This window comes from Methanoregula sp., from assembly GCF_023227875.1.
Taxonomy (GTDB): domain Archaea; phylum Halobacteriota; class Methanomicrobia; order Methanomicrobiales; family Methanospirillaceae; genus Methanoregula.
The window spans coordinates 23,136-36,270 of sequence record NZ_JALOCH010000010.1; the positions used below are offsets into that span (position 1 = coordinate 23,136).

Consider the following 13,135-nt stretch of genomic DNA (forward strand, 5'->3'; position numbering starts at 1 on the left):
TGAGAGTGCATCGTTGCCGGCGCTTGGGCGGGCCCGGGCTCTCTTTTGCATGGCGGACCCGGGGCCGGATGCGGCGGGGGCCGTCGTCAGGTGCCGGGAATGTGGGCACTGAGCAGTGCTGGTATTGATCTTTAGTGGCTGACACTCATTTGGAAACGCGATCGTTTGGCCAGATCGGCTGCCGGCCTGATGAGCTTACGTCCTTCCCCGGTGCAGGTCGGGTTAGCGATGTATTTCTGGAACCTGACAAACTCTTCCCGATCCAGGACGAGACCCAGTTCAACTGGTTTTGCCACGGTTGCCCACCATCGTTATAGTGATAACCCGGTTTGGTTCCGTTTGATAAAATCAGGGTCACCCTGTTTGCCCGCATTGGGACGCCGTACAGCCCCTGACACACCATCGCAGTCGCGGTCCGGACTTTTTAACCGGCCCGCCAGGTTCTGGAAACCGGTGAAAACCGGCATGCTGAAACCAATCTTAACTATTCTGCCGCCGTTTCTCTGAACCGGTCAGATGCCCGCAGGAGATCTACCGCCGGTTTTTTCTGGTTATGCTGCGATGGTAACTCCGGATAAAAAATTCCGGCAGAAATGGATTATCCCTGTGAATACACCTCTATTTCATCCAGCATTTTCTCAAACGACTCATCGAAATCCGGAACCCCGTTCATCTGGTGACCAAGAGAAACCTGCCACAGCGCTTTGAAGTGTTCGCGCCTGCCTGTCAGCACAGTGGTATCGACAACAACTCCCTTCACCTCGCATTTCCGTGTAAGAATGGATTTCACATCGTTGCGGTCAACCCGATCCGCCAGCTGCACGATATCATAGAGATCGCGTGAACGGCTCCGCTGGAAGAGCGACCGGATCTTCTCTGCCATGATCTCTTCGAGCGCATACGAAGTCACGGATAGAGAGAGCCCGTCGGAATACGGGTGGAAGACCGGGCGTTCGCTGACCGGAAGCAGGACATCCTCCTGGCCCGGGCCGGTCAGGTCAAGATCGATTTTCACCGGGGATGCCGAGCCGCGGTTCAGGATCCGGAACCGGGCCGTTGCCTTATAACCGGTTTTAGTTTCCCGGAAGCCGGGATTGTCTTCGAACAGGATGCCACTCTCCTCACGAACCCGGAGTACTGCATTGCTCACCGCTGCCTGCAATGCACCGGCATCGACCGGTTCAAGAAGGGTAAAATCGAGGTCATCGGAGAACCGGTAGTTCTCGATGAACACTTTCCGGATGCCGGTCCCTCCCTTGAATGCCATGTTGATTGGGCGAAGTGCGGACAGGAGCCAGTTCTGGCAATAGTCCCGTTCGATGGTTGAGGTGGGAACGCCGAATTCCCGGGCGCGTTCCTTGATCTCAAGGGCCGTAATCATTCAAGCGACTCCGGCAGCACAGCATCGTGGTTGATCACGAGCCGCCATTTCGGATCGTTCTTTCCTTCTGCCGGCAACGTAGGATCCAGCAGCAGGTATTTTTTCGAACGCGGCGGCGGCAGATCGATTTGCACGCCCAGTTTCTCGCACAGGTGCCCGAGCCTCCGGACCACGGCGAAGTTATCGATCCGGATGGCGTAGTCCGTGAGCCGGCCGCGATCCAGCGAACCGCTTTTGAGCGCTTTTGCGACTTCGATGATTCCCCCGGCGTACTGTGGCTTATCGAGGCAGTCGATGATCGTCTTTTCCTTGTCCGTGATGCTGACCGAAGTCTCCTCAATCCATTCCTTACGGATTCCGAAGAACTTCTCCTCCTTCACCCGCACGATCTGATAGTTCACTCCGAAAATCTCCATCGTGCTTTTGCTTTTGCGTGCAGGTGTCTGGATAAATACGGTGGCAGGGATCTGCTCGGTGAGACCGTAGTGGTGGAGAGCGCTCCAGTAGGAGATCGCGTACGGTTCGACAAGGTACGACGCGATGACAAATTCGTGGAGCGTGTATTTTCCTTTCTCGCTCCTGAGCGGAATGATGAGGTACTTACCCTTGTCAATCCGTTCGATGAACCCTTTCTCCTCCAGCCGGAAGAGGATGACCCTGAGCGTTCCTTTACTAATGTGCGTCTTCTGGTAGAGCTGGTCAAACGAGAAGACCTGGTTCTCTTTTGCCATGGACTTCAGGATTTCAATGGTCATTCCCCGGAGTTCCCCCTTAGATACATTAATGTTAACATTTATGTTAATATTTGCGTACGGGAGGGGGAATTATCCGGGTTCCCTGTTTGACGCATTAACGTCGGGCGGATCTCGGGCCCGACTGTGGATGGCCCCATCGTCAGCCGACGGCATCCAGAGGGCCATCCGGGCAATGATCCCAAATCCCGGCTGCCTTCCGGCGCCAAACCAGCAGCGCCGGCACCCGGATCTCCCCGGTTTCCCGGGAAAAAACATCGGTTTTCCGGTGCCGGAAGGACTCCCTTTATTTCGGGCCATAGCAGCCGCCGGTGGGCGCATGACTTTGGGACAGACGACAGGTTGTCCGGTTTTTGCGCATTTTCTTACGCTGCTAAAGAGCACGGTTTTTTCCTGATTAAAACGGGTATTTTCGAAAAACAACGGTTTAAACGAAGAATCTCTGGCGGCGTTGGCACCATTTCCACTGCCGAATTTTTTTGGGATCCGGCCCCGGGATTTCTCCGACGTGAGAGGGGGTGCAGGGGACTTACTCTCTTCCCCATACGGGGGGTATATAAAGAGGGGGCAGTCCCAGGGATGCGATTGAGGGGGACGGGAGTTTGCGAACAAGGCCCGGACAAAAAAATTATTGCGGACCGGGCCCGGCAAAAAATATTGTTGCCCGTGCCGGTTCTGGCCGGAAAAAATTTTGGCGCGAGCGTAACCGGCCCGGAAATTTTTTTGCACGAACCGGTTCTGCCGGGATTTTTTTTTCAAAAGCCAGAGCAACCCGATGCGAACTCCCGGCCGCATGCGGTGGGGCGGGGCCGGCTTGTGGTGAGGGGGCGGACCCTTGGCCGGTTTAGTACCGGGGCCGTCGTGCTTCTCCGGAACCGGGGGCACTGAGAAGAGGTACGGAACGGGTCGGAGAGCGAAGCAGGAGAAGACCATGCATTTTTTTACCGTGGAAGTCCATCATCTTTTATCGGAACCATGACATCGGCTGTGGAGATAAGGGAAGTCCTGCGGAAATGCCTGCCGGAGATCCGACAGAAATACGGAGTGACTTCCATCGGCATTTTCGGATCCTATGCACGCGGAGAGGCAGCCTCTTCAAGTGATATCGATATTATTGTAGAATTCGACCGGCCGATCGGGTGGGAACTGGTTGACCTTGCAGATTATCTCGAATCTATTCTCCACCACAAGGTCGATCTTGTCATACGAAGATCCCTTCACCCGCTCATCCGCGACACGATCCTCTCCGAGGTACAGTACGCATGACAGCCCGGTCTCCCGCATTGTACCTTTCAGAGATCCTCGCCTCGATGGAAAAGATCGAGCGTTACGTTGCCGGAATCTCCTATGAAGAGTTCATCGTCCACGAGCAGCTGATCGATGCAGTTGAACGCAACGTGGAGAAGATCGGTGAAGCGGCAGCTGCAATCCCGGACGATGTCAGGGACCGGCATCCCGAAGTTCCCTGGAAGACCATCGTGGGCTTAAGAAACAAAGTTATTCACCACTATTTTGCCGTGGATCACGAAGTCATCTGGCAGATTGTCACGAAGAATATCCCGGCGACAAAGGGAAAGATTGCCGAGATTCTCCGGGAATATTCCCGGTGACCGACGAGTCATCCCCTTCCATGTCGGCTGCATGCGGTAGGGTGGGGCCGGGCTTGTGGTGGTTTGGCGGACCCGGGACCGGTTGGTACTGAGGGCACTGAGGAGCTCTGGTAACGGATGGTTAGGAAGTATGTGTGCGGACAGCGGCAGTCCGATTCGCTCTCACATAACGCTTCGCGTGATGCTCGTCGCTGTTACAAAAACCTGTAAGAAGGTAAGTTTAGACAAAATAATAAGTTCAAAGGACAATTTCCACATCTGGGAAAAATTATGAAAAATGAAATCGATAACTCAAAACAAACGAATTTTTTACCAAAAAAATGTTTAATTCATCACGGTATTTGTCCCGAAAAATTGGATCTTAAACCGAACACATTTTTTGTTGGTTTTCCTTTCAAACCTCAATATACAAAAGACCTCAAAGAGAAAATTGATCTAGTCGCCGACCGTCTACATCTCAAACCGTTATATCCTGCCAAAACTCAAAAGAAAGGAGTTATTCTTTGTAAGGTTTGCAAAGAAATTCAAGAGACCGCCTTCTCTGTCTTTGATATAACAGAGAGAAATCCAAATGTTATGCTTGAGATCGGATTGGCTTTTGGATTCGGGAAAGAAGTAATTTTATTAAACAATCCAAATCATGCTGAGGAATTGAAGAAAGGCTACCCAATTGATCTCAGTGGAATTCTTATCGTTCAATATGATGCAATCTCCGAAATAAATGATGAACAGAATTTTGAGGAAAAAATTAAGGACGTTGTAAAATTTTTACATCCAGAAGGAACTCTTGATAAAATTTCGGAAATAAGAGAAGCATTAGACCGGTTCTCCAAATTTGAAGAAGATATTAAGGTGAAGATGATAACTGAACGGATTGATGAAATCGAACTGTCATTCAATCCTGAAGAGTGGGACTGGAAAATCTCCGATTATAAACTTCCTTTAAAATTTAATGCTGTGTATGGACTTGGTGGAAAATGGGACCCAATAATTCTTGAAAAAGAAAATGGAGGAATTTACGAAGGAAAGCGAGGAGCCTATGGGCCAAGTAAGAAACAATTTATCGGTTTGATTAAAGATTCGAAAGCAATTGACGCCTTGATGCAAAATATATCGATGAGCTTTGAATAGACGAGAAAATGTCGGCCCCGTTCACAAAAATGTATTGATAACCCCGTCAGGACGGGATCATTTTTGCGGGAATACTAACGTTCATCATAATCGCTTAATGGCGCATTCTTCCCGATCCTCTCAAGTTCCTTGTGGATGTCGATATACAGGGGAACGGTGTCCCTGCCCTTCAGTTTTCTCGGATCGAAAATAGCTTCATGAAAAGAGAATTTTACGTAAAATCCCACGGCATCGGGTTTTGCATCGACCGTAATGATCCTGCACCCGATATACCGCGAGAACCGTATCCAGATGGAAAAAATTTTCAGCAGCATTGAGCTGCCTACACCCTGGTGTTCAAATTCCTTGTGGGTCGCAAGCCGGGCAATTTTCAGAGCCGAATATGTTTTGTACTGGTAACCAGGATCGCCATCGTCTTCTGCAAGCTCATCCTTCCTGATCACATCCGTGACAAGCGTGAAATACCCGACAAGACGACCCTGCCAGAAAACCAGCCGGGTAACGGAAATCCGGTCCAGCTGGTTCTGGTAAGCATCTTCTGAAAAAAATCTTTCAGCTCGGGATTCCTGCATCTGAATGTTGAAATCTGTTGATCGTGATCGGCAGTTAAAACTACAAATTCAAGATCATCGAGGCTGATACTCATTTAGAAACGCAATCGTTCAGCCAGATCGGCTGCTTCCCTGATAAGTTTACGTCCTTCCTCGGTGTAGGTCGGATTATCAATATATTTCTGGAACCTGACAGACTCTTCCCTATCAAGGATGAGACCCGGTTCAATTGGTTTTGCCACGGTTGTCCACCTTCGTTATAATGGTAACTAAGTTCGTTTGCATATTATAAAATTGTGGTCAACGTATCACTTCGCTTCGTTACTACGCCCTGTAATCTCCACGGGCTATAATACATTTCACCTTCACCTTCCCCAATTTACCCCTCTCTGAATACCGGCAACACTCTGCACCGCATGTAACATGAAAAATATCATTATCAAAGGTGCCCGCCAGCACAACCCGGACATCCCGGCCAGGTTACCATCCTCTCCCCCATTGTCCGGCAGAAGACGGGAACCTATCAGCAGCTCTTAAAAGATCTGGACAAGGAAGGCTATGTCCGGGTGCGGGTGAACGGAAAAATAATCCGGACCGATGTGGAGATCGCGCTCGACCGGTACAAGAAACACGTTATTGAGATCATGATTGACCGGCTCGAATCCCCCGACCGTGTCCCAATCCCGCCCCTTTGAGGAGATGATGAATCCGGACGAGATCCAGTATGCGTCACTTTCACCGGATATGCGTCATTTTTTCGTCATGCGATTGATTCATTGACGTGGCTTGATGACATAAAAAATTTCTTTTTGGATACCCGTCATGGCAAAAATATTCCTGTCGACCAGACTTTTGAGGTTCCGCCGGTCTGGTTCCCGACCGGTCCCGTTCATGGCGGGTTTAGCCCGGGGACGCAGCGGAATTATGGCGGTTTATCCACGAAGGTTTTGCAACCCTTGCCAATGCTAATAATCTCCCAGACACTATACTAAAACGGAAATGGAGCCCTACATCCCCCGGACCCTGCCGATCGATGACATCGACTGGACCTCGCACATCTCCCGTATCGGCAAAGCGAATGCGGCACTCGCACGGTACGACGGCCTGCTCTTGGGCATCATCAATCCCGAAATTCTCCTCTCCCCGCTCACTATCCGTGAAGCGGTCCTCTCGTCACGTATCGAAGGTACTCAGGCATCGCTCGAAGATGTCCTGCAATTCGAAGCTGACCAGGCACACAAAATTACTGCGGAAAAACGGCTGGATATTCAGGAGATTATCAATTACCGGACCGCGTTGAAAGCAGCAGTCGTCGACCTCGGGAACCGGCCGATCTGCACCAACATGATCCGGGACCTCCACCGCGTCCTGCTTGCCAGTGTCCGCGGACGGGACCGGGAGCCCGGAGAGATCCGCCGTATCCAGAATTACATTGCTCCATACGGAACGCCCATCGAACGGGCCACGTTCATTCCTCCTGCCCCCAACCATGTGATGGATGCGCTCACCAACTGGGAGAATTACCTGCATACCGATGATTTGGATCCGCTCGTGCAGCTCGCGGTTCTCAAGGCGCAGTTCGAGCTCATCCATCCGTTCCGCGATGGCAACGGAAGGATCGGGCGGATGCTGGTTCCCATCATCCTCTACGATAAGCAGATCCTGTCAACACCGATGTTCTATATCAGTGCATACCTGGAACAGCACCGGGACGAATACTACCGGCGTCTTCTTGCGGTCTCCCGCGACGACGACTGGAACGGCTGGATTGCGTTCTTCCTGCAGGCTCTCATCGAGCAGGCAACGGAGAACAACCAGAAGGCAACAGCGATCATCGATCTGTACGAGGAAATGAAAGAACATGTCCCGGAAGTGACACACTCTGAGTACGCAATCAGGGCGATCGATACGCTCTTCTCGCGCCCGATCTTCAAGACCGCCGATTTTATTGCGGAATCGGGAATCCCAAAACAAAGCGCTCACCGTATCCTGCGCAAACTGACTGACGGAGGAATCCTTATCGTAACCCGGGAAGGGAAAGGAACGAGCCCGACGATCCTGCGGTTCTCCCGCCTGATTTCGATCACAGAGACGAGCAGCGGATAAAATCTGCCCGGCTCCTGATATCAGCACGAGGGAAAATGTCTGCGTAACATCAGCACCAATCTATGATGCGCTGGGATGCCTTGCGTAACACCGGTGATACACAAGGGGGCTTTGCGTACCATATTTTTTATTTTGTGTTACACAAGAAAATTGTCAGCCAATGTAACTGGCATGCCACAGGTGCGAAAGAAAGAAGGGCAGATTGCGGCATTATTCCGTTTCATCTTTATCATGATAACGGGCATGTAACTGGGCGGAGCCCGGTCGCCAACCAATATTGTGGGTTCACTGCACCCACAATTACACCCCCCTTCGTGCGCTTTCGTGCGAACGGGTGGTTATCCTCCGGACCGCCCACCACAACGAGGGCGGGGACCCTTGTGTCCGGTTGGCAGGAGATCGGTCGGTCATGTTCACGCATCTGCGTTCCGCTCGCTTCCCGCTCACGTCACTCCGATTCGGTTCACATGACTCCTCTTGTTTTCCGGAGTATCCTGTTGGCATGATGCCGCTCCCGAAGGGGAATCATTTTCCGATAAATGATATAAAAATGAGACCTCTATTATCGTTCACTTTCATGCCCCAAACCTTACTCCTTTAACTACCGGTGCCAAACAGACTGAGCACACAGCCATGAAAGATATCATCATCAAAGGTGCCCGCCAGCACAACCTCAAAAATATCAGCGTCACCATCCCCCGGGACCAGCTCGTGGTGATAACGGGTGTCTCCGGCTCCGGCAAGTCCACGCTCGCGTTCGATACGCTCTATGCGGAAGGCCAGCGCCGGTACATGGAATCGCTCTCCTCCTATGCTCGGCAGTTCCTGGGCATGATGCAGAAGCCCGATGTGGACCACATCGAGGGGCTCTCGCCGGCCATCGCCATCGAGCAGAAGACCACCTCCAAGAATCCCCGGTCAACGGTCGGGACAACGACCGAGATCTACGATTACTTCCGTCTCCTCTATGCCCGCATCGGTACCCCGTTCTGTCCCGAGCACAATATCCCCATCGCCTCGCAGACGCCGGACCGGATCGCTGACCAGATCATTGCCGGGCAGCCCGGCCAGGTCACGATTCTCTCCCCCGTTGTCCGGCAGAAGAAGGGAACGTACCAGCAGCTGCTGAAGGATTTGAACAAGGAAGGGTATGCCCGGGTGCGGGTGAACGGCAAGATTATCCGGACCGATGAGGAGATCACGCTCGACCGGTACAAGAAACACGATATCGAGATCGTGATCGACCGGCTGGAGACAAGCGATCGCTCGCGGCTCACGGAAGCGATCGAGAATGCCTTAAAAAAATCTGAAGGGCTCATCATCGTTGTTGACGAGCAGGAGAAGGAATCAACGTACTCCTCGCTCATGGCCTGCCCGGTCTGCGGGATAACATTCGAGGAACTCCAGCCCCGGATGTTCTCGTTCAACAGCCCGTTCGGGGCCTGCGAGGAATGTCACGGCCTCGGGGTCAAGATGGAGTTCGACCCCGACCTCATCATCCCGGACAAGGAGCGGTGTATCGCGGACGGTGCCGTTGCCCCGTACCGCAACCCGATGGACGGCTTCCGGGGCCAGTACCTTGCCACGGTTGCAAAACATTTCGGGTTCTCGGTCCTGACACCCATCAAAGACCTGACCGAAGAGCAGTACAATGGCCTGATGTTCGGCTCGACCGACAAGATGCACTTCTCGATGAGCGCAAAGAACGGCGATGCCCAGTGGTCGCATAACGGCGAGTGGGAAGGTCTCCTCCCGCAGACCGCCCGGCTCTATGCCCAGACCAAGTCCGACTGGCGGAAGCGCGAGCTCGAAGGCTACATGCGGGTCTCAGACTGCCCGTCCTGCAAGGGGAAGCGGCTCAAGGACAAGATCCTCGCGGTCCGGATCAACGGCAAGTCCATCATCGATGTCACAGACCTCTCCGTCTCCGCGAGCCTGAAGTTCTTCGACGGCCTGAAACTGACCGACAAGGAACGGGAGATCTCAAAGCAGATCTTAAAAGAGATCCGGTCCCGGCTGGACTTCCTTGAAAAGGTCGGCCTCGGGTACCTCAACCTCTCCCGGAATGCGGGCACGCTCTCGGGTGGCGAAGCGCAGAGAATCCGGCTTGCGACCCAGATCGGCTCGACCCTGATGGGCGTGCTCTACGTGCTCGATGAACCATCCATCGGCCTGCACCAGCGGGACAACCGGAAGCTGATCGAGACCCTGCGGACGCTCCGCGATCTCGGCAACACGGTGCTCGTGGTGGAGCACGACGAGGACATGATCCGGTCCGCAGAGCATGTCATTGACATGGGACCGGGCGCCGGCCTGCATGGCGGGGCGGTTATTGCGGAAGGCACCCCGAAACAGATCGAGAAGAACAAGAAGTCGCTCACCGGCCAGTACCTTGCCGGCACCAGGAGCATCGGGATCCCGAAGAGCCGCCGGAAACCAAAACACTACCTCACGGTCAAAGGGTGCCGGGAGAATAATCTCAAGAAGATCGATGCGAAATTTCCCATCGGGCTCCTGACCGTGGTCACCGGGGTCTCCGGCTCCGGCAAATCCACGCTGGTCGAAGAGACGCTGTACAAGGGTATGATGCAGATCCTCCATCACTCGCGTGACCAGGCCGGAAAGCACGACAAGATCGTCTTCGATTCCGATATCGACAAGGTGATCGTGATCGACCAGTCGCCGATCGGAAAGACCCCCAGGTCCAACCCGGCCACCTACACCAAGGTCTTTGACGAGATCCGCACGGTCTTTGCGGAGACCAAGGAAGCGAAGATGCGGGGCTACAAGCCGGGCCGTTTCTCGTTCAACATCCGGGGCGGCCGGTGCGAGGCCTGTGAAGGCGACGGGCTGATCCGGATCGAGATGAACTTCCTGCCCGATGTCTACATCGAGTGCGAGGAGTGCAAGGGCAAGCGCTACAACCGCGAGACGCTTGAAGTACTGTACAAGGGCAAGTCGATCGCCGATGTGCTGGACATGAGTGTCGAGGAGGCGCTGAAACTCTTCGAGAACATCCCCTCGATCCGGGCCAAGCTGGAGACCCTCTCACGGGTCGGCCTCGATTACATCAAGCTCGGCCAGAGTTCCACCACACTCTCGGGCGGGGAAGCCCAGCGGATCAAGCTGACCCGCGAGCTGGCAAAAAGGGCCACGGGCCGGACGCTCTACCTGCTGGACGAGCCGACCACCGGGCTCCACTTCGACGACACGAAGAAACTGATCAAAGTGCTCGACGATCTCGTGGCGAAGGGCAATACCGTTGTCGTGATCGAGCACAACCTGGACGTGATCAAGTCGGCCGACCACATCATCGATATCGGACCCGAGGGCGGCGATGCCGGCGGGGAGATCGTGGCAACCGGGACACCGGAAAAGGTCGCATCCGTGAAGGGAAGTTACACCGGGCAGTTCCTGAAGGAGATGCTCGGCCGGAAATCTTCCGTGGCCTCCTGATCTCTCCTCTTTTTGGGAAATGGACAGGACCCGTACGGTTATGGGGGCGGTGACCCGGAACCGGTCCGGGTTGCCTGCCGGTATTTTTCCCGGGCCTCGTCTAACCGTCCGAGCCGTGCGAGGCAGTCTCCCATCTCGAAAAATGCGGTGGAATAGCGTGGCGCGATGATAACGACCTGCCTGAAATATTTCAGGGCGCTCTCATCATCTCCCCGGTGGGACAGGTCCAGTGCTTTCCGGTACAGGATCTGGGCCTCGATCGGAATCCCCTTTGCATAGAGCCATTCCATGAGCCATCTTCTCTCAGGTTCCCTTGCAGGAGCATGAGTAAGAGATCCTGATTATTTTTATGAATATATAATATTTGTTCTCCATGCGGAACGATATTCTCTCCATTTATAAATATCACACGCTCCCTGCCGTGATGCTTGTCGGATTACCCTCGCGGACTCATACCGGATCGCCTCCCTTTTTCCTCATCCCCATTCCTTAATAGCAAGCACACCCAGACGCTAGTACAGGAAATGTTCGATACCGCCACCCTTCCCGGCACCCCCGGCTGTTACCTGTTCTATGATAATGGCGGGACGATCATCTATGTCGGGAAGGCAAAGAACCTGAAGAAGCGGGTGAGCAGTTACTTCCAGAAGAAAGACCACGACAAAAAGACCCTGAACCTTGTCGCGGCCATTGCCCGTGTCAGTGTCATGGTGACCAACACCGAGACCGAGGCATTCCTCTTAGAGAACAACCTGATCAAGAAGCACCAGCCGAAATACAATATCGACCTCAAGGATGCCAAGCGGTATGCCTATATCGAACTCACCCGCGAACAATTCCCCCGCATCGGTATTGCCCGGCGCACCGGGAAAGGGGAGTCCACCTTTTTCGGGCCGTTTGTTTCAGCCGCGGAACGCGATGCCCTGATCCGCATCATCCGGAAAGTCTTCCTCTTACGATCCTGCCGGAGGCTGCCGAAACGGGCGTGCCTGCGGCACCACATGCACACCTGCAGCGCACCGTGTGTCGGCGCGATCAGCGAGGAAGAGTATCATCTCCAGGTAGAACGGGCAGCGTCGCTGCTGAAGGGCAGGAGCAGCGAGCTCCTCCTCTCGCTGCGGGAAGAGATGGCAGGGTATTCGGCACGCGAGGAATACGAGAAGGCGCTCTCGCTGCGCAACCAGATAGCCGCGGTCACGCACCTTGCAGAGCGCCAGCATGTCGAGCGGCCGAAGGAGACGGACCAGGACGTGATCGGCTATGCGGTATCGGACGATACGGTGTACCTCATGGTCTTCTCCGTGGAGAAAGGGCTGCTCACCGGCAAACAGGAATACTCCTTTGAGAACCGCGAGGATTTCTTTGAGGAATTTCTCGTCCAGTACTATGCGGACCGCATCCCTCCCTCAGAACTGATCCTGCCCCACGATGTTGACGAGGCAATGGCAGGATACCTGTCAGAGCGCAAGGGGAAATCTGTGCAGGTGACCATACCAAAGATCGGCGAGAAGAAAAAACTGCTCGACCTTGTTGAAAAGAACCTTGAACACGCGTTCCTGAAAAACGAGCTGAAAGTCAAAGACCTCCAGTCCAGCCTCGGGCTTGCCGACGCACCGGATGTCATTGAGTGTTTCGATATCTCGCACCTGTCCGGGACGGCGATGGTCGGGTCGATGGTCCGGTTCCGTAACGGGGTTCCGGACAAGAAAAATTACCGGCGATTTAAGATCAAGACCGTTGAAGGGATCGATGACTTCGCATCCATTGCCGAGGTCGTGAAGAGACGTTACGACCGGTTGATCCGCGAAGATGCAGAGATGCCGGACCTGATCATCATCGATGGCGGAAAGGGCCAGCTCTCGGCCGCTGGTGACAGCCTGCGTGACCTCGATCTCACGATCCCGGTCATCGCCCTGGCAAAACGTGAAGAGGAAGTATACCTCCCCGGAGAAACCCTCCCCCGTCAGCTTGACAAAAAGGCGATGGCCCTGCATTACCTCCAGGAGATCCGCGATGAGGCACACCGGTTTGCCATTGCCTACAACCGGCTGTTGCGGAACAAGTCAGCAGTAGCCGGCAGTCCAAAGCCCGGGAAAAGCCGGAAAAAGAAAAACAGCTGAACCGGGATGGGGGTGGGCCTTACCTCCC

Annotated in this window: 13 protein-coding genes; 7 read left to right on the top strand and 6 right to left on the bottom strand. The window is 53.9% G+C overall.

Going from position 1 to position 13,135, the window contains the following annotated elements; translation table 11 throughout:
• Nucleotides 1-131: 131 nt before the first annotated feature.
• The 3 genes from M0R30_RS10840 to M0R30_RS10850 form a co-directional block, all read right to left on the bottom strand.
• Nucleotides 132-296: a hypothetical protein gene (locus M0R30_RS10840; protein ID WP_292546737.1), complete on the bottom strand. Its 165-nt coding sequence runs from the start codon at nt 294-296 to the stop codon at nt 132-134.
• Between the two features lie 302 nt (nt 297-598).
• A complete protein-coding gene (locus tag M0R30_RS10845) occupies nt 599-1,381 on the bottom strand; it encodes a nucleotidyl transferase AbiEii/AbiGii toxin family protein (RefSeq protein WP_292546739.1) in 783 nt (260 codons plus the stop codon).
• Nucleotides 1,378-2,136, bottom strand: coding sequence for a type IV toxin-antitoxin system AbiEi family antitoxin (locus tag M0R30_RS10850; protein ID WP_292546741.1), 759 nt, complete (start codon nt 2,134-2,136; stop codon nt 1,378-1,380). The genes M0R30_RS10845 and M0R30_RS10850 overlap by 4 nt, the downstream gene beginning before the upstream one ends.
• A gap of 972 nt (nt 2,137-3,108) precedes the next feature.
• Between M0R30_RS10850 and M0R30_RS10855 the strand changes: the two genes are divergently transcribed.
• The 3 genes from M0R30_RS10855 (at nt 3,109) to M0R30_RS10865 (ending at nt 4,874) form a co-directional block, all read left to right on the top strand.
• Nucleotides 3,109-3,399 (top strand): nucleotidyltransferase family protein, encoded by a 291-nt coding sequence (locus tag M0R30_RS10855; RefSeq protein ID WP_292546743.1) that lies wholly within the window; start codon nt 3,109-3,111, stop codon nt 3,397-3,399.
• The gene (locus tag M0R30_RS10860) at nt 3,396-3,743 is read left to right on the top strand and encodes a DUF86 domain-containing protein (RefSeq protein ID WP_292546761.1); all 348 of its coding nucleotides are present in this window, start codon (nt 3,396-3,398) and stop codon (nt 3,741-3,743) included. Before M0R30_RS10855 ends, M0R30_RS10860 begins: the two co-directional genes overlap by 4 nt.
• A gap of 270 nt (nt 3,744-4,013) precedes the next feature.
• The gene (locus M0R30_RS10865; protein ID WP_292546763.1) at nt 4,014-4,874 is read left to right on the top strand and encodes a hypothetical protein; all 861 of its coding nucleotides are present in this window, start codon (nt 4,014-4,016) and stop codon (nt 4,872-4,874) included.
• Nucleotides 4,875-4,948: 74 nt separating this feature from the next.
• Here the strand turns inward: M0R30_RS10865 and M0R30_RS10870 are convergent, their stop codons facing one another.
• Both M0R30_RS10870 and M0R30_RS10875 read right to left on the bottom strand, forming a co-directional pair.
• Nucleotides 4,949-5,446, bottom strand: coding sequence for a GNAT family N-acetyltransferase (locus M0R30_RS10870; protein WP_292546765.1), 498 nt, complete (start codon nt 5,444-5,446; stop codon nt 4,949-4,951).
• A 74-nt stretch (nt 5,447-5,520) separates the two neighbouring features.
• Complete coding sequence (locus M0R30_RS10875; protein ID WP_292546767.1) at nt 5,521-5,667, bottom strand: hypothetical protein; 147 nt, start codon at nt 5,665-5,667, stop codon at nt 5,521-5,523.
• A gap of 243 nt (nt 5,668-5,910) precedes the next feature.
• Here M0R30_RS10875 and M0R30_RS10880 point away from each other — a divergent pair, with 243 nt between their 5' ends.
• The 3 genes from M0R30_RS10880 (at nt 5,911) to uvrA (ending at nt 10,987) form a co-directional block, all read left to right on the top strand.
• Nucleotides 5,911-6,120 carry a hypothetical protein gene (locus M0R30_RS10880; RefSeq protein ID WP_292546884.1) on the top strand — a complete coding sequence of 70 codons (210 nt, stop codon included), beginning with the start codon at nt 5,911-5,913 and terminating at the stop codon, nt 6,118-6,120.
• A gap of 304 nt (nt 6,121-6,424) precedes the next feature.
• Nucleotides 6,425-7,531 carry a Fic/DOC family N-terminal domain-containing protein gene (locus M0R30_RS10885; RefSeq protein WP_292546769.1) on the top strand — a complete coding sequence of 369 codons (1,107 nt, stop codon included), beginning with the start codon at nt 6,425-6,427 and terminating at the stop codon, nt 7,529-7,531.
• A gap of 633 nt (nt 7,532-8,164) precedes the next feature.
• Nucleotides 8,165-10,987, top strand: a complete 2,823-nt coding sequence (gene uvrA / locus M0R30_RS10890) for an excinuclease ABC subunit UvrA (RefSeq protein WP_292546771.1) — start codon at nt 8,165-8,167, stop codon at nt 10,985-10,987.
• Nucleotides 10,988-11,025: 38 nt separating this feature from the next.
• Here the strand turns inward: uvrA and M0R30_RS10895 are convergent, their stop codons facing one another.
• Nucleotides 11,026-11,277 (bottom strand): tetratricopeptide repeat protein, encoded by a 252-nt coding sequence (locus M0R30_RS10895; RefSeq protein ID WP_292546774.1) that lies wholly within the window; start codon nt 11,275-11,277, stop codon nt 11,026-11,028.
• 234 nt (nt 11,278-11,511) lie between these two features.
• Here M0R30_RS10895 and uvrC point away from each other — a divergent pair, with 234 nt between their 5' ends.
• Nucleotides 11,512-13,107: an excinuclease ABC subunit UvrC gene (gene uvrC / locus M0R30_RS10900; protein WP_292546776.1), complete on the top strand. Its 1,596-nt coding sequence runs from the start codon at nt 11,512-11,514 to the stop codon at nt 13,105-13,107.
• Nucleotides 13,108-13,135 lie beyond the last annotated feature (28 nt).

What these genes read in the sequence shown, in the direction of transcription:
- M0R30_RS10885 (WP_292546769.1), top strand. Translation starts at nt 6,425, where the DNA reads ATGGAGCCCTACATCCCCCGGACCCTGCCGATCGATGACATCGACTGG.
- M0R30_RS10845 (WP_292546739.1), bottom strand. Translation starts at nt 1,381, where the DNA reads ATGATTACGGCCCTTGAGATCAAGGAACGCGCCCGGGAATTCGGCGTT.
- M0R30_RS10870 (WP_292546765.1), bottom strand. Translation starts at nt 5,446, where the DNA reads ATGCAGGAATCCCGAGCTGAAAGATTTTTTTCAGAAGATGCTTACCAG.
- M0R30_RS10895 (WP_292546774.1), bottom strand. Translation starts at nt 11,277, where the DNA reads ATGGAATGGCTCTATGCAAAGGGGATTCCGATCGAGGCCCAGATCCTG.
- uvrC (WP_292546776.1), top strand. Translation starts at nt 11,512, where the DNA reads ATGTTCGATACCGCCACCCTTCCCGGCACCCCCGGCTGTTACCTGTTC.
- M0R30_RS10855 (WP_292546743.1), top strand. Translation starts at nt 3,109, where the DNA reads ATGACATCGGCTGTGGAGATAAGGGAAGTCCTGCGGAAATGCCTGCCG.
- uvrA (WP_292546771.1), top strand. Translation starts at nt 8,165, where the DNA reads ATGAAAGATATCATCATCAAAGGTGCCCGCCAGCACAACCTCAAAAAT.
- M0R30_RS10850 (WP_292546741.1), bottom strand. Translation starts at nt 2,136, where the DNA reads ATGACCATTGAAATCCTGAAGTCCATGGCAAAAGAGAACCAGGTCTTC.
- M0R30_RS10860 (WP_292546761.1), top strand. Translation starts at nt 3,396, where the DNA reads ATGACAGCCCGGTCTCCCGCATTGTACCTTTCAGAGATCCTCGCCTCG.
- M0R30_RS10865 (WP_292546763.1), top strand. Translation starts at nt 4,014, where the DNA reads ATGAAAAATGAAATCGATAACTCAAAACAAACGAATTTTTTACCAAAA.